Raw genomic sequence first — 15,602 nt, 5'->3', positions numbered from 1 at the left:
CCCCCTAATTAGGTTATTCATTTCCCACTATCAAATTTAATGGAAGACTATTAAGAGAAAATTAGCTGTATGTAAATTTTTTGTTAACTTATGTAAATATCAGTTATAATTTGTATAACTTTGTCTTTTTGTATCAATCATCCCGCCCTTTACAATTTAAATATAAACAAGTTGGATTTCATTTAACGTAAATCTCTTTTTTTTACATTTTGACTCTATTTTTATGAAAATAAATAGAAATGCGGTGAGCCTTTATGAAAATAGTAAAGCTAAATGAGTCTTTTATTTTTGAATTACTTAATCTTTGCAAATCTGTTGGATGGTTACACGATGAAATTTTCATGAAAAAACAATTCGAAATGTATCTTTCTATCGGCACACTTGTAGGTTACATTCATGAAAACAAACTCATTGCGACTGGAGGAGTATTTCCCTTTCCAAGTAACTTCGCTTCCATTGGTATGTTAATCGTTCACCCTAATTTTCAAGGACGCGGATTAGGGCGCATGTTGCTAAATCATTGCTTGGAACAAATTCATCCAAAACAACCCATTGCACTTATTGCGACAAAAGCTGGCGAACCTCTATACACATCATGTGGATTTCAAACAGCAACAACGATTCATCGTTTTGAAAAGCAGACTATTAAGACGTATCCTTCTCACTTACAACAAGTACAAGAAGAAGACCTTATATCTCTTACTTCTCTGGATCAAATTGCAACTGGTATGAATCGTTCTCTACTTTACTCTTTGCTATTACCAAGGGCCGTATACTCTTTTAAAATTGAAAGAAATAACTGTATAAAAGCTTTTTCATTATGCATACAAAAGGGCAATATATTATGTATCAATCCACTTATCGCCAAGCAAGAAGAAGATGCTATCCAATTATTAAAAAAGATATGTGAATGTTGGAATGGTATAGTACGAATTGATGTTCCACACTCACAATTTACATTTCGTCAATTTCTTCAAACAGAAAATTTCCAAGAAACGCTCCTTTCACCTCTTATGATAAAAAATGGTAGCCAACTTCCTGGAAATCGTAATATGCTATTTGCTATGATAGATACAGCGTTATGTTAGAAAGGAGACACCTAATTGAAGCGATTTAGCTATTTTATGGTAGGTTGTCTTACTCTTACACTATTAGTAGGATGTAGTGCAGCAGAAAAGCCAGTAGAACAAGTAAAACAAGTTAAAAATACAATTACAGCGAAACTAGCTACCGAGGAAAAAATGGTAGAAATAGATGGTCAAACCATTTACTTTAAAAAGATTGGTAATGAAAAACCACCTTTACTTATGATTCATGGCTTTGGAGGGTCATCAGATGGTTTTCAAAAGATTTACTCCGATTTAGCAAAAGATCATACAATTATTTCTGTAGATGCTTTAGGATTCGGGCGCTCATCTAAGCCAATGGATTTTTATTATTCTTTTCCAACTCATGCAAATTTGTATTATAAATTAATGAAAAAACTAGGGTATGATTCATTCGCAATACTGGGGCATTCCATGGGGGGAGAAATTTCTCTAAATTTAACATATTTATATCCTGAAGCAGTTACTCACCTTATTTTAACTGATGCTACAGGTGGTCCTCATACATTCGTTACTAAACAAGGCTCACCAAAACCACAATTGCCGACTGATTTAAATGCCGTTTCTTCTATTACTGATTATGATGAGAGCAAAGTGAAATTCAAACGTAACGATGAAGAGCATTATAACAAAATGAAACTATGGCTTAGACGTCTTAAAATTAATGCGAATGAAATGAAACAGCCGACTTTAATTATATGGGGCAGAAATGATAGTAGCGTTTCTTGGAAAGAAGGAGAAACGTATCATCAATTCTTAAAAAATAGCACTTTACATATTATTGAAAAAGGTTATCATGCACCATTTCGCCAAGAACCACAAGAATTTGTCGGGTATGTACAAGACTTCTTTAAGAACAATCCGATCAAAGTTGAAAAATAACATAAACGGGTATCTCATTTTGAGATACCCGTTTTCATATATTAAGCAGCTTGCTTTTGGCGTTTTTGAGTTTTTGATCCTAATACTTTCGGGATAACAAAGCCATCCATTCCAAATTTCCCAGCGTTCATACCGGCAACAAGAACAAACATAGATAAGATAACCATCTCAGGGTTCACACCAATTGACCCACTAAACATATAGGAAAAGTTCATTACAAGACCAAAAAAGACCGCTGTTTTTGTTAAACAGCCTACAATTAAACCAATTCCGACTAAAATTTCTCCCCATGTTACAAGTGTATTAAACAAATCTACATTTGGAATTGCAAATTCTTGTAAGAATGATGCCCACCAAGATTGAACAGCCGGTTGTGCACCTTTAGATTTTTCAATTGCCCCTTGCAAATAACCTGTTGCATCGAATCCTTTTCCTTGTAGTTTACCGATTCCAGCCATTAACCATGTGTAACCAAGATATACTCGAATTACTGCTAATGCAAAAGAAACTGCTTTGTTTTCTCTTAAAAATTGAATAACCATATCTTCCTCCTAAAGTTGTAATTAAGTTAGTTACAGATAATATAATAACATTAGTTACTTATTTTTCAAATGTTAATTATGAATAATCTGTGACATGCGTATGAAACATTAAAAACTAACGTTTATATAGTAACTTTTATTACCTGTAAAAACTTGAACATATCATACCACAAGTGATAACCATTTTCATTGAAAAAAATGTAAAAAAAATGTGAGTTAAATGTGAAACACGTTTATTCGAATATAGAATAAACGTGTTTCACACTAATTATAGAATCGAAATGTATGTGTCTCCTCATCAATTAAACTCGCTTCTTGAAAGGCTTCTTCTAACGTTTTCCCATGGTTAATAACCCCATAAAATAAGCGTATAGTAAACATAAGTGCTGCATTTCCATCTACATAATCAATCGATCCAATATATGATTTCGCACCACTATGTAAAAAAGATTTTGCTAGATTTTGCTCCCCTAACGTGCACCCGCTATTTACAATATGTGTATTATGCAATTTTGCATATTTATAAATTTCTTCTGTACCAAAATACCCTCTCGGTTCATCTTGTTCATATACTTCTTCGCCTAACTCTTCCATGACAAACTTCCCTTCTTCACCATGAAAGCAAAAAATAATATAATTAATATCGTTAAATAAGTTCCTTCCAGAAAGAACTTCCACAAAATCTTTCGGTCTACCAATCCAATATGTCACAACCCTTGCACCAAAATATTCAAGAGATGCTCGGATTGATTGCGCCTCTAAATCCGAATTAAAACCAACTACTAATGCAATATTCAACATACAACCCCCATCCTATAATCAGCCCTTATCAATCAGAATTTTATGGGATAAATCCATTTCATATATGCCCGTTTCTTTCAAAAAATCTGATCTAGTTAAAACGACTTTCTGTAAATATTGCCTATATGCTGTAATTGTTCCATCGTGAGATACAATGCAAATTCTTTCCGCACCCAGTTCATAACACCAAAGAAGAAATTTATCTACTATTTGCTGAAAACTATTCTCTGAAATAGTATTTATACCTTCCTTCCATAACTGATTATTTGAGCTTTTCTCTATCGAAAAATGCGGAAGTAAATTTGTTATTACCCCCTGATCTACTATGTGGTCACATGGTAATGTTTTTGCTCCTTCTCGATAAGGAAAAATACGCGGAGATACATATGGATGAACGATTTTTTGACAAGCAACTTTCGCACTCCATATTGTCGCCGTTTGCAAAGTTCTAAGTGTAGGACTAGCAATTAATATATCCGCCTCTTGTAATGGCACATTGCATTGAAGTAATTTAGCCTGATTCCTTCCTTCATCCGTCAATGGCGGATGAAGCACTTTTAAACTTGATGGCAAATCCTTTGTATGTTCTCCTTCCCCGTGCCGAACAAAGACGATTTTCATCCCCTTCCTCCTCTCATTATGAAATCCTCTTACATATTTCTTCCCTATCTCATACTTTATTCCTGCTATATGAAAAACTGATATGTAAAACACTTTTTACAAGGGAGAAGTGAATCAAAAAATATAAAATGGATAACCATCTTAATTGGAATAATTATATGGGGATACATAAATGGATTTTTTAGTAGTGATAAAGTGAAACTTTAATCCGTGGGGGTTTTGTTCATCCCCCCACGGATTATTAGTTGAACCAATCGGACTTTTACGGACAGTTGATCCCCACCTAACTTCTTTTCCTCCGCTGAATTTTGAGGTGGGGGTCTTACTGCCCGTTAATGCGGGATAAAACTGCTAATCCTTGGATTACAGATGATGAACGTGAAACAAAAATTAAACAAAAAGCAATTACGGCAAGCTGGTCCGGTGTTTTTATGTTTTGTACCATTAGCCTCTTAAATAAATGGTTAGGTTTAAGCACAAATGATAAATCACCGTACTTACCAGACCCTATCGCAGCTATTTTAAAGGCAAATGTAGAGTTACAAGTTTTACTCATGCTATTTGTTATGTATGGAATATTTTCCTTACATTATCGAAGAAAATTAAGTGCCTAACTTCTAACTCATGATTATCCTCCTAATTGGTTATAGTAATCATGACAAAATGAAAGGAGAGATATAAACATGAGTAACTCGAATGAATTTTTAGATACACTACATGAAAAACAAGCAAAAGATGAACAAAATAGAAAGCTCCAAGGGAACGGAAACCCAGCGAAAAAAAAGCCAAATAAAACACATAAATAACAGTAAAAAACTGCCTAAAACAATCTTTTAGGCAGTTTTTTATTCTTCTTTCACCGAGATAACATTTTCCCAATTCCATTTCTCATAATACCACTCTGGTATATCTACATTTTCAATCCACTTTTTTTCATGTTTTCCATCACTATGAGCTATCCATATATTAGCTTTCTTACGATCTGAACGTATCCATATTAATTGATTGCTCTTCTTCATGAAAATTGGATGATAATCGCCTTGCTTATTAGATGACTTTGTAATTTGATATTGTTTATCGCTTGTGCTATTTATCTCATATAAAGATGGGAATGGCCTTTTTTCTGGCAGAGTTTCAAACCCTCCCTCTTTTGCTCGTGAAACGATAATTACATTATCGTTCTTCCATGTAAAATCCCAATCGACATATCCTTTCGGTGTAAATGTGTTCTGCTGGAGTGCTGGCAGTTCTTTTATTTTTAAATGTTTATTCTCTAATGCAACTCTCCCGCTTCCTTCAATATAAGCCAATATGTTTTTTGATGGCGCCCATTTGAACCATTCTGTATTTAATAGCATTTGATCTACTATTTCAAACCGACTACCATCTGCTCGAACTAAGCAAAGCGTATTACTATCAGCTGACCATGAAGCTGTCGGTACCGCTAAAAATGAAATCCACTTTTGATCTGGTGACCACTTAAAGCCACTTGCTACTAGCGATAGAAAATCATCATGTTCATTTGGCAATGCATACAAATGCTTCATTTTGTGAGGATTCATATGTGCATCTTTTTGCACTTCATATAGCTGAGCCCCTGTCCATCCTGTTGGAAGTAAGTGCGCTTCAGAGGATACAAGAAAGTTCTTTCCATCAGGATACCATGCATAATCACCCACACCAGCCGATACATTTTCAAAATCTGCATTCTTTTTTTCTACATCAAATGTATTCAATGTACCTGTAAATATAAATGCAATTATATTTTCTGTTGGTGACCATTGATAATTCGATGCTTCTGAGTGAAACGGCGTAACTTTCTTTCCATCTTTCAGCCGATATAACTCAAGAATATTTTGTTTCTCCCCTTTTACATATGCCAGCCATTCTCCATCATGTGACCACTTTGGCCCTGTTATGTTCTCTCCTTTTGTAAGTTGTTTTTCTTTCCCATCAACTTTAATCCAAAGGTTATGATGACGAATAAAAGCAACTTTCACACTATTATTTTCTGCGCTAGTAATAGCGATAGAACATAAAAACATAAACAACACTACACTACCACTTACTATTAGCCTTTTCATACCATCACTCCATTTCCCTCATAGCATTCCTCACTTTCTTCCTACAATATGTGAAAAATATCGATTCGACATAATCAGAAAAAATTTCCCAAGAAATTTTCAATTCATAGAGGATTGGTATGAATTATGTCGAAAGTATAGTTTAGCCAACATTTATATGTATAAGTTCTAACTAAAATGTAAGATTTAATTTCTGAATATTGGCACTTTTTATTAGGGGGAGTATCAATGAAAAAAACTACATCTACACTATTAAGCATGGCGCTTGTCTTTTCTAGTTTTGGAGCTTTAAGCACTCATGCTGAATCACTACAAAAGGAGAAGCAATTTAGTCCACAATTAAAAACAACGATTGAACAGTGGGGAGAACATAAAATTGCTCAAAATGTTGAAACGAAAACAACAAAAGAAATATCAGTAATTGTAGAATTGCAACATGCACCTCTCGCTGCTCAAAGTAATATTCAGCATGCTCCAGATTTACAAAATAGTAATGCGCAGTCTTATCATGCTGAGCTAAAAAAAGCACAAGAAGATACGACTAAGAAAATAAAAGAAAAAGCACCTGGTGCAAAAATTAAAGAAGTGTATAATACGTTATTTTCCGGATTCTCTATTTCAGTTCCTGGAGATCAAATTACCTCTCTTGCCTCTTTACCTGAAGTAAAAGCAGTCTATCCGAACTTAACATATAAATTGCATGAAACATCAAAAAGTACTACTAACGAAGAAGCACCAAATATCGGTGGACCGACAATTGGTGCACCTGAAGCGTGGAATTTAAAAGATCCATCTGGCAAACCGCTTGATGGAAAAGGCATGAAAGTAGCCATTATCGACTCTGGCGTAGACTATACACACCCTGACTTAAAGGCAAATTATATCGGTGGATATGACACGGTTGATGAAGATAGCGATCCAATGGATGGTAACGTACATGGTACTCATGTAGCTGGAATTATTGCGGGTAATGGAAAAATTAAAGGCGTTGCTCCAAACGCTTCTATTCTAGCCTATCGTGTAATGAATGACGGTGGAACTGGTACAACAGATGATATTATCCAAGGGATTGAGCGAGCGATTCAAGATGGTGCGGATGTGTTAAACCTCTCCCTTGGGCAGGATTTAAATGTACCTGATCAGCCTGTAACATTAACGTTAGAACGAGCAGCGAAACTTGGTGTTACTACTGTCGTTTCAAATGGAAATGACGGACCAAAACCTTGGTCTGTTGATGCTCCCGGTAACGCAAGTAGTGTCATTTCTGTTGGAGCATCTACGGTTTCTATCCCGTTTCCAACATTCCAAGTAGCTGGTTCCAGCAAAACATATCAAGGGTTACCGTTATCAAAATCCGATTTTCCAATAGGAAATGATTCCCCTCTTGTATACGTTGGTTATGGCAATCCAAGTGATTATGCAAAACAAGATGTGAAAGGGAAATTCGCACTTATTTTACAAGGCACTTCTAGTACATTAGTAAAAGCAGAACAAGCGAAGCAAGCTGGGGCACTTGGTGTGTTATTAATCTCTAGCGAAAAAGAAATTAATATGATGCCGGAATATTTTTCACGTGAACATCTAGCTGTCCCAGTAATGCAATTATCAAATACAAATGGGGAAGAATTAAAAACTTTAATTACAAAACGAAAGAAAAATATAAAAATTGGACAACCAAAGCAAACAGAACTTATCGGTAACTTTAGTTCAAGAGGACCATCACAAGGAAGTTGGCTAATAAAGCCTGATGTTGTTGCACCTGGAGTACAAATTACTAGTACAGTACCGCGAGGCGGCTATGAATCGCATAACGGAACAAGTATGGCTGCTCCGCAAGTAGCTGGAGCGGTTGCCCTCTTGCGTCAAATGCATCCTGATTGGACGACAGAACAATTGAAAGCGGCTCTTGCTAACAATGCAAAAACATTACATGATGTCAATGAAAATACATACCCTGTTATGGCACAAGGATCAGGTTTAATTAACATTCCGAAAGCAGCTCAAACAAATGTATTAGTAAAACCTAACAATGTCAGCTTTGGTCTTATTAAGCCAAATAGCGGAAAAGTAAAACTGACGCAAAATGTTACATTACAAAACCTTTCTAGTAAAAAGAAAAGTTTTTCAACTCGTGTGGAGTTACTAGATGCAAACACAAACACAAAAGTAAAAGCTTCTGTCCCTTCATCGATTAGCATTCAACCGAATAGTAGTACCGAAAAACCATTTACTATCACTGTAGATAGCTCACTACCACAAGGTGTGTATACTGGAAATGTATATGTAAAAGAACAAGGGGCAAAAGAAGAAATTCGAATTCCATTCACATTTAGTATCGATCCTAAAGATTATAAACGTATCGATGGACTTGAAATTATTAATTCTACTTTTAGCCCAAATGGCGACCACGTACTAGATGATAATCTCATCAACTACTATTTAGTTGCGCCTGTGGATGATGTCACATTGCATGCAAATTTAGTTATGAAAGAACGTGTAACGTATCAAGGGATTATCCATCAAGCTAAAAATGCAACTCCTGGATACAAACCTTTCAAATGGAATGGTACAAAAGCCGATGGCACTCCTTTAGCTGACGGGCTATATCAAATCGAAGCAGTTGCTTCTAATTCTGGCGGAGAAACAAACAGCTGCTGTATTTCTTGATCGAACTGCACCTAAGTTAACATACGAAGTTGACCAAGAAAATCTCGTAATTAAAGGAAAAGTTGATGATATTCTACTAGATTGGATGTCAGAATCTGGTTGGATAGCACCTGGTATTCCAGTGAGAATGCAATATGAAATTAATGGAAATGGTGTATGGGACCAGGCATTCCTGAACCCTTGGGAGAAAAGCTATGACATTTATTTCGATCGTACTCAATTACAAGAAGGAAAAAATACTATTCACATTGTAGCAACTGATGCAGCTGGCAATACCTCTAATTTAACTGTTAATTTAGAAGTGAAATAAAGTGAAACTTTAATCAGTGGAGATTTCGTTCATCCCCACTGATTATTAGCCTTCACCAATCGGGAGTTACGGGCAGTTGATCTCCCCTCTCACTTCTTTACTCCAACCGAATTTTGAGGTAGGAATTTTACTGCTCATTAACACGGGATAAAAAATTTTTGTTGACAATTTTTTTAATATAGTTTTATAATACAAAACATAGTTTAGTTGAACGAATTATATATCGGCTTTGAAGGAATACTAGTAGCGACTTATATCACTGTCTCAGAGAACTGATGGTTGGTGCGAATCAGTACATATACAAGCGTGAATTACAATTCTGGAGCTTCTTTCCCGTAATGCTTTTTATGCATGAAGAGAAAGACGGATCTTTCCGTTATCGTAAAGTGAGTGGTAAACAATTAGTTGTTTACAAATAGGGTGGTACCGCGATTTTTATCGTCCCTATCGGATTTTCCGATAGGGACTTTTTTGCGTCCATCCTCTTACACAATTTCATATATACGCGTTGAAAGAATCCCAGTAGTATCTTATATCCCTGTTACAGAGAGCTAATGGTCGGTGGAAATTAGCACATATATAAGTATGAATTACAATTCTGGAGCTTCTTTTTCGTAGTGCTTTTATGCATGAAGGAAAAGACGGAATTTTTCCGTTATCATTAATTGAGATGTAAGTATATTTTCACTTACAAATAGGGTGGTACCGCGATTCTTTCGCCCCTATCGGATTTTCCGATAGGGGCTTTTTCTATTTCTCACAGAAACAGATGTTAAATAATTCCGAATCTTATGATAAAATTTTATAAGCGCTTACAAATAATGAAGGGAGGTGATACAAGCTATACGAAATCGATATTCAATTTTATAGAAAAAAAGGAGGATGTCTAAATGACAAAGAAAACAGAAATTCCATCGCATTTAAAACCATTCGTATCCACACAACATTATGATCAATACACACCGGTGAATCACGCTGTGTGGCGTTACATTATGAGACAGAATCATAGCTTCTTAAAAGACGTTGCTCATCCAGCCTATGTGAACGGACTACAATCATCTGGTATTAATATAGATGCAATTCCAAAAGTAGAAGAAATGAATGAGTGTTTGGCACCAAGTGGCTGGGGCGCTGTAACGATTGACGGACTTATTCCCGGCGTAGCATTCTTCGATTTTCAAGGACACGGATTACTACCGATCGCAACAGATATTCGGAAAGTAGAAAATATCGAGTACACACCAGCTCCAGATATCGTACACGAAGCCGCAGGACACGCACCGATTTTACTTGATCCTACATATGCAAAATATGTGAAACGTTTTGGGCAAATTGGTGCAAAAGCTTTCTCTACAAAAGAAGAACATGATGCATTTGAAGCTGTTCGTACATTAACGATAGTGAAAGAAAGCCCTACTTCTACTCCTGATGAAGTTAAGGCTGCTGAAAATGCTGTAATTGAAAAACAAAACTTAGTTTCTGGTTTATCAGAAGCTGAACAAATTTCACGTCTTTTCTGGTGGACAGTAGAATATGGATTGATCGGAAATATAGATGATCCAAAGATATATGGTGCTGGTCTCCTTTCTTCTGTTGGCGAAAGCAAACATTGCTTAACAGACGCTGTAGAAAAGGTTCCATTTTCTATCGAAGCATGTATAGGGACAACTTATGACGTAACAAAAATGCAACCACAACTATTCGTTTGCAAGTCCTTTGAAGAATTAACAGATGCGCTTGAAACATTTTCTAAAACAATGGCCTTTAAAACAGGTGGAAAAGAAGGTTTAGAAAAAGCAATTCGCTCTGAGAACTATGCAACAGCTGAGCTAAATAGTGGATTACAAATTACAGGTACATTTAGCGAGACAATTGAAAACGATGCAGGTGAATTAATTTACATGCGAACAAATTCGCCAACGGCATTAGCGCTTCATAATAAACAGTTAGCGAATCATTCTACTTCTGTACACAGTGACGGATTTGGAACACCAATTGGATTACTCACTGAAAATATTGCATTAGAAAATTGTACAGACGAACAACTACAATCATTAGGAATTACAATTGGAACTATCGCTGAGTTTACTTTTGCAAGTGGTATTCATGTAAAAGGAACAGTAACAGATATTGTAAAAAACGATAAGAAAATTGCTCTTATTTCCTTTATCGATTGCACAGTTACTTATAACGCCCGCGTTTTATTTGATGCTTCATGGGGCGCATTTGATATGGCTGTTGGCTCACAAATCACTTCAGTATTCCCAGGTGCCGCAGATGCCGCAGCATTTTTCCCAATGGATGAAGAAGTTCACGAAATTCCTGCTCCACTTGTACTGAATGAACTTGAACGTATGTATCAAACAGTTCGAGATATTCGAAGTGAGGGGATTTTACACGACGCGCATATCGATCAATTAGTAGCAATTCAAGAAGTATTAAATAAATTTTATGCGAAAGAATGGTTGCTGCGCCTTGAAGTATTAGAGTTACTTTTAGAGCATAACAAAGGGCATGAAACATCGGCAGCATTACTACATCAACTTTCTACTTTCACAACTGACGAAGCTGTAACACGCCTTATTAATAATGGTCTTGCGTTACTTCCAGTAAAGGATGTGAAAAATGATGCTAAGATTAACTGAAGAAGAAGTTCACGAAGAATTATTGAAGGTAGATAAATGGATGGTAAAAGATGAGAAATGGATTGAACGAAAATATATGTTTTCCGACTACTTAAAAGGAGTCGAATTTGTCTCTGAAGCCGCCAAACTATCAGAAGAACATAATCACCATCCATTTATCCTTATCCAGTATAAAGCAGTTATTATTACTTTGTCATCTTGGAATGCAAAAGGTTTAACGAAACTAGATTTTGAGCTTGCAAAACAATTTGATGAACTATTTTTACAAAACGAAAAAGCAATTATAAGAAAATAAAAGGAGAAGCCTTTTTAGGCTTCTCCTTTTATTTTGAAATGGATACAATGTCCAAATGGATCCTCGACTTGTAATATTCCATCTTTGTACGTAGCAATCTTGCCAATATTTTTTAAGCTTTCACATACTTGCTCTTTTTGTTTTTCATTCGCTAGTACAACTGTGAAATATTTCAAACCAACAGAACCTGGCATTTGCGGTGGTACCCCTTCACCTTGCCATGTATTTAAACCGATATGGTGATGATAACCACCTGCTGATACGAACAACGCTCCATTACGAGCTGGAATCGTTACTTCAAAACCAAGACCATCAACATAGAAACGTTTCGCTTCCTCTAAATCAGCTACATGAAAATGAATATGCCCCATCACAGTACCAGCTGGAAAGCCATTCCATGTACTTCCTTGCTGTAATAATTCTTCACCAGCTAACGGGTTACTAACAAATGGGAGTTCTCCATTCTCATCACGCCAAACTTCTTTTTGTCGATCATGATAAATTTCAATCCCGTTTCCATCTGGATCAGCTAAATAAAGAGCTTCACTAAAGTAATGATCGGCTCCGCCATGTAGTGGATATACCATCTCTACAAGATGACGAAGAACATTCGCTAAATCCTGTCTACTTGGTAATAAAATTGCATAATGATATAACCCTGTTCTTCCTCTTTGCTTCGGAAAAGCTTCTTTCTTTTCTTCAATGATAAGAAGTGGTTCATCATTTTCATTCCCAAATGTAACGACTGCTTCTTCTTCTCTTAGCACCTTCATACTTAGTACTTCCGTATAAAACTCTAGTGATTTCTTTACATTAGATACGTATAAATGAACAACATCAAGTGTTGTATCGGGATGAAGTTGAAAACTCATCTTGTTAGCCCCCCCATTTAAATTAGTTCTTTTTTGACATTTTTTCTTTTAAGAAATTATCTACAAAACCATCAGCTTTTGCAACAAATAAGTATGCACCCATTGCTAATAATGCAAGTTCTAATTCGAAACCAGGATTTTTTCCATCTCCCAATAAACCAGCTGACCATTTCACTTTTACGATTGCTCCAACCATAACAAGTGCAAATAATAATCCAATATATCTTACACCTAAACCTAGAATTAATAATAGACCTCCAACTAATTCAAACGTTGCTACACCGTATGCAAGTCCTCCTGGTAAACCAATACTTGTAAACCATCCTGCAATATTGTCAATTCCTGATTGGAATTTTGTTAAACCGTGCATGAAGAATGTTACCCCTAACACGATACGAATAATTAAGTTACCAATATGTTGATTCATTTCATTCTCTCCTTTATAGTTTTCTTATACAAAACTTTTATTCACATTACAAAACATACACTAATTTTTTTTATTCGTCAATTCATTTTCACTGGGAAAATATATATTTTTTTTGCTATGATACAAATAGTTGTTTACAAAAAGGAGCTTGATTTTATGAATATTGGTTCTGCAATACGTGAAATTCGTCAACGTAGAGGCATAACAATTGCACAAATTTGCGAGGGAACAGGTCTTTCTAAAGGATTTATGAGTCAGGTTGAAAATAATAAAACATCACCATCTATCTCAACTTTAGAAACGATCTCCAATTTTTTAAACGTTCCCCTTCCCTATTTATTGTTAGAGCAAAAAGATCGATTAAAAATTGTCAAAAAAGAAGAACGGAAATACAGTGTATACGGCAAAGATGAGCAAAGAATTGAACATGTTGCGGAGCAAGGGGGCCTTCGCCTATCTTTAGTAGAAATCCCTACTGGATTCCCGAAAGAAAACTCACCAAATGCCCATGAAGGGGAAGAATGTCACCTTGTATTACGCGGAAAACTAGAAGTTCAGCACGGTGAAGATATTGCAATTGTAGAAGAAGGTGATTCTTTCTCATGGAATGCATGCGTTCCTCATATTGTTCGTAATATAGGAGAAGAAACTGCATTATTACTCATCTCTAGTTATGCGGAAAATCGAAAACGTGTTTATTAAATAATAAAAAAAAGAAGCCTGTTAAACAGGCTTCTTTTTTATCCCCTTATAATTCCATAACTTGTCCCAACTAGTACAGTCTTTTCATGCTGATTGCGATAAACTGACTCGATTGAAACTTTTTTATAGCCTTCCATTTGCTCAACATTTGTTAAAGTTAGTTCACAAGTGATCGTATCTCCTGTGAAAACTGGTCTAATAAACTCACTTACTAATTCTCTTGCTATGTAATGTAACTCTTCTCCCACTTTCGTCCCAATGCTAGCAGTCAATAAACCATGAACCATTAATCTTCCATTTTCATCGTATTCCACATGGTGTCTACCTTTATCACCGGTAATATTTGCAAATTCAAAAACTTCTTCCTCAGTAAATCTTCTTTCATATTTAAATACATCCCCAGCTTTTACACTCATTTTTATCCCCCTAATAATAAACAGAATTTTCTTTTATTTTATCATAAAACGGGCCTCAATCCATTCTCTATTATCAAAAGTCTCAAAATTACCTCGCTATACTTTTTTACTTTCCATTCATTTATCGGTGACCATCTCTTTTTGCGACTTGATATCCATAATACGCACATGTTCCATTTCTCGATAGCTCTCTAACTTCAAATCCACAGCTTCTATAAAAATCAAAATTGTTCGCTGATGTATGCGCAAACCAATCACCGTGGGGAAGTTTTTGCAGGCAAAGAGCTACAAGCTTCTTACCTAATCCCTTCCCTCTATATTCACACTTCACAACTAAATTTACTATGTTCGCAATCATAATTCCATCAGAAATGACTCTAACCATCGCAATCATCTCTTCCTCATCCCAAATTGTGAAAGCCCATGTTGAATTTTCGAATGCTATCGTAAATTTTTCAATTTGCCAAGAAGGGATATTATCATTACTCCAACCGGCATCTTCAAATAAAGCTTTAATTGCATATGCTGGTACACTACTCGTTCCCTCACGAATAATAAGTCCATTATGATAAATGTACATGTAACCCCTCCCTTTATTTTCATATACCATTCTTCAAAAAATGCAATTTACCTTTAAAAAAGTAATTTTTTCATCCAACACGCTTAATAGAATAAACTAGAGCATCGATTCCATGAAATGACGTTGTTTTCTCGTAGCTGAGCCCAGTTTTTCTAGCAACAAATATTGAGGCAGGATGATTCGGATTAATAAGAGAAATTAATTTATTCATTCGTAATGCTTGGAAACCATAGTCACGAAATGCTGCCGCCGCTTCTTTTGCATACCCTTTTCCCCAATACTGAGGAAGTAACCAATAACCAATTTCAATTTCCTCTTTTCCATCTATTTTCTGCTTTACCAGCCCTGCATGACCAATTCTTGTTCCCGTTTCCTTTTCAATCAATACAAATAAACCGAGACCGTTTTTATAGCTAGGAATCACCCATTCCTCCAGACTTTTTTTACACTGCATATATGTTTTTAATGTCCCATTTCCAATATAACGCATTACCTTCTCGTTCCCCCATAGTGAAGCGTAGAACTGTAAATCATCCATTGTATATTTGCGAATTTGTAAACGTTCTGTATGAAACATGCTGGCACTCCTTTCCACTAATTTATTCTTCATTTCACGATCATGTTTTGTATGTATACGGTATGTTACTATTTA

The 15,602-nt window shown here is 35.6% G+C and carries 16 protein-coding genes, 1 pseudogene and 2 other annotated features; of the genes and pseudogenes, 8 read left to right on the top strand and 9 right to left on the bottom strand.

The features are described 5' to 3' along the window. Positions 1-254: 254 nt before the first annotated feature. Together MR112_RS06005 and MR112_RS06000 are read left to right on the top strand one after the other, a co-directional pair. A complete protein-coding gene (locus MR112_RS06005; RefSeq protein ID WP_242244853.1) occupies positions 255-1,088 on the top strand; it encodes a GNAT family N-acetyltransferase in 834 nt (277 codons plus the stop codon). Between the two features lie 15 nt (positions 1,089-1,103). After that, positions 1,104-1,988 (top strand): alpha/beta fold hydrolase, encoded by an 885-nt coding sequence (locus MR112_RS06000; protein WP_242244852.1) that lies wholly within the window; start codon positions 1,104-1,106, stop codon positions 1,986-1,988. Positions 1,989-2,029: 41 nt separating this feature from the next. Here MR112_RS06000 and MR112_RS05995 read toward each other — a convergent pair whose 3' ends face one another. From MR112_RS05995 to MR112_RS05985, 3 genes are all read right to left on the bottom strand, one after another. Continuing rightward, complete coding sequence (locus MR112_RS05995) at positions 2,030-2,530, bottom strand: DoxX family protein (RefSeq protein WP_000236591.1); 501 nt, start codon at positions 2,528-2,530, stop codon at positions 2,030-2,032. Positions 2,531-2,794: 264 nt separating this feature from the next. Continuing rightward, entirely contained in the window at positions 2,795-3,331 is a 537-nt protein-coding gene (locus MR112_RS05990) for a CHAT domain-containing protein (protein ID WP_242244851.1), read from the bottom strand. Positions 3,332-3,349: 18 nt separating this feature from the next. Continuing rightward, positions 3,350-3,952: a histidine phosphatase family protein gene (locus MR112_RS05985; protein ID WP_242244850.1), complete on the bottom strand. Its 603-nt coding sequence runs from the start codon at positions 3,950-3,952 to the stop codon at positions 3,350-3,352. A gap of 335 nt (positions 3,953-4,287) precedes the next feature. On the opposite strand from MR112_RS05985, the gene MR112_RS05975 reads away from it, so the two are divergent. Together MR112_RS05975 and MR112_RS05970 are read left to right on the top strand one after the other, a co-directional pair. Beyond that, entirely contained in the window at positions 4,288-4,566 is a 279-nt protein-coding gene (locus MR112_RS05975; protein ID WP_242244849.1) for a phosphoglycerate mutase, read from the top strand. A gap of 69 nt (positions 4,567-4,635) precedes the next feature. Continuing rightward, positions 4,636-4,758 carry a DUF4023 domain-containing protein gene (locus tag MR112_RS05970; RefSeq protein WP_071741134.1) on the top strand — a complete coding sequence of 41 codons (123 nt, stop codon included), beginning with the start codon at positions 4,636-4,638 and terminating at the stop codon, positions 4,756-4,758. 39 nt (positions 4,759-4,797) lie between these two features. On the opposite strand, the gene MR112_RS05965 is transcribed toward MR112_RS05970, so the two are convergent. Continuing rightward, positions 4,798-6,036 carry a TolB family protein gene (locus MR112_RS05965; protein WP_071741133.1) on the bottom strand — a complete coding sequence of 413 codons (1,239 nt, stop codon included), beginning with the start codon at positions 6,034-6,036 and terminating at the stop codon, positions 4,798-4,800. A 228-nt stretch (positions 6,037-6,264) separates the two neighbouring features. Here MR112_RS05965 and MR112_RS05955 point away from each other — a divergent pair. From MR112_RS05955 to MR112_RS05940, 3 genes and pseudogenes are all read left to right on the top strand, one after another. After that, positions 6,265-9,013, top strand: a pseudogene (locus MR112_RS05955) (S8 family serine peptidase). 220 nt (positions 9,014-9,233) lie between these two features. Further along, positions 9,234-9,462, top strand: a binding site (T-box leader). A gap of 50 nt (positions 9,463-9,512) precedes the next feature. Then, positions 9,513-9,740 (top strand) — a binding site (T-box leader). 163 nt (positions 9,741-9,903) lie between these two features. Further along, complete coding sequence (locus MR112_RS05945; protein ID WP_242244847.1) at positions 9,904-11,658, top strand: aromatic amino acid hydroxylase; 1,755 nt, start codon at positions 9,904-9,906, stop codon at positions 11,656-11,658. Further along, positions 11,639-11,953, top strand: coding sequence for a 4a-hydroxytetrahydrobiopterin dehydratase (locus tag MR112_RS05940; RefSeq protein WP_000979537.1), 315 nt, complete (start codon positions 11,639-11,641; stop codon positions 11,951-11,953). The genes MR112_RS05945 and MR112_RS05940 overlap by 20 nt, the downstream gene beginning before the upstream one ends. 14 nt (positions 11,954-11,967) lie before the next feature. Here the strand turns inward: MR112_RS05940 and MR112_RS05935 are convergent, their stop codons facing one another. Beyond that, positions 11,968-12,825, bottom strand: a complete 858-nt coding sequence (locus tag MR112_RS05935; protein ID WP_000009848.1) for a VOC family protein — start codon at positions 12,823-12,825, stop codon at positions 11,968-11,970. A gap of 22 nt (positions 12,826-12,847) precedes the next feature. Further along, positions 12,848-13,252: a DoxX family protein gene (locus tag MR112_RS05930; RefSeq protein ID WP_001071553.1), complete on the bottom strand. Its 405-nt coding sequence runs from the start codon at positions 13,250-13,252 to the stop codon at positions 12,848-12,850. 156 nt (positions 13,253-13,408) lie between these two features. Here MR112_RS05930 and MR112_RS05925 point away from each other — a divergent pair, with 156 nt between their 5' ends. Then, positions 13,409-13,954 carry a helix-turn-helix domain-containing protein gene (locus MR112_RS05925; protein WP_001020693.1) on the top strand — a complete coding sequence of 182 codons (546 nt, stop codon included), beginning with the start codon at positions 13,409-13,411 and terminating at the stop codon, positions 13,952-13,954. 38 nt (positions 13,955-13,992) lie between these two features. Here MR112_RS05925 and MR112_RS05920 read toward each other — a convergent pair whose 3' ends face one another. The 3 genes from MR112_RS05920 to MR112_RS05910 form a co-directional block, all read right to left on the bottom strand. After that, the gene (locus MR112_RS05920; protein ID WP_000111564.1) at positions 13,993-14,370 is read right to left on the bottom strand and encodes a hotdog family protein; all 378 of its coding nucleotides are present in this window, start codon (positions 14,368-14,370) and stop codon (positions 13,993-13,995) included. Positions 14,371-14,491: 121 nt separating this feature from the next. Next, the gene (locus tag MR112_RS05915; RefSeq protein WP_000276126.1) at positions 14,492-14,950 is read right to left on the bottom strand and encodes a GNAT family N-acetyltransferase; all 459 of its coding nucleotides are present in this window, start codon (positions 14,948-14,950) and stop codon (positions 14,492-14,494) included. A 70-nt stretch (positions 14,951-15,020) separates the two neighbouring features. After that, entirely contained in the window at positions 15,021-15,560 is a 540-nt protein-coding gene (locus MR112_RS05910; protein ID WP_004408018.1) for a GNAT family N-acetyltransferase, read from the bottom strand. Between the last annotated feature and the right edge of the window lie 42 nt (positions 15,561-15,602).

Origin of the sequence: Bacillus cereus group sp. BfR-BA-01330, from assembly GCF_022663885.1 — a bacterium.
GTDB lineage: Bacteria > Bacillota > Bacilli > Bacillales > Bacillaceae_G > Bacillus_A > Bacillus_A cereus.
Note: the sequence above shows the minus strand (reverse complement) of the source record. Positions and strands in the feature narration are given on the sequence as shown.